Annotated in this window: 1 protein-coding gene; it reads right to left on the reverse strand. The window is 39.1% G+C overall.

Annotated elements, in window-relative coordinates; genetic code table 11:
- Positions 1–236: 236 nt before the first annotated feature.
- The coding region (locus HMPREF3029_RS02565; protein ID WP_144265391.1) for an LPXTG cell wall anchor domain-containing protein at positions 237–685 on the reverse strand (449 nt) is incomplete at its 5' end.

The raw sequence follows: 685 nt of genomic DNA on the forward strand, positions 1-685 counted from the left end.
TTTCAAGTGGCTAACTTAAACTTGAAATTTAAGTATTTTTAAAAAATATAACTTTAGCTTTATGATCTCTATTTCCAATACTTAAAAATACACCCAAATCTTCACTAGGTTTTTTCATACATGTGTTACTAATAAAGCCATTGATCTCATCCAATTTACACATGTCTTTTCCCCTATCTATTTTATAAATAAAAAGGCTAAACATATAGTATGTTTAGCCCATGAAAAACTATAGATTATTGTTCTTCATTTTTATTTTTACGTCTTCCAAATGTTAATAATCCTCCAAGAGCCGCTAAAGCTGTAGCGAATAATGTAAGATCTCTCTCAGCCTCACCTGTGTTCGGTAATTTTTTATCGTCTTCTTTATCTTTAGAAGATGTTACTGTTTTACTTTGCTCAGGTTTATTCGGTTGCTCAGGTTTACTTGGCTCTTGTGGTTTACCTGGATCTTTAGGATCCTCTTCTCCTGGTGTTCCTGGATCTGGTGTTGGTTCTGGATCTGGCGTTGGCTCTGGATCCGGTGTTGGCTCTGGGTCAGGCGTTGGCTCTGGATCTGGTGTCGGCTCTGGGTCTGGTGTCGGCTCTGGGTCAGGCGTTGGCTCTGGATCTGGCGTTGTTTCTGGATCACGCTCTGTCTTTGTGTAGACATACGTAATTCGCTGATACTCACCAGGTGTATATG

The organism is Nosocomiicoccus sp. HMSC059G07 (assembly GCF_001815515.1).
In the GTDB taxonomy this organism is placed as follows: Bacteria; Bacillota; Bacilli; order Staphylococcales; family Salinicoccaceae; genus Nosocomiicoccus; species Nosocomiicoccus ampullae_A.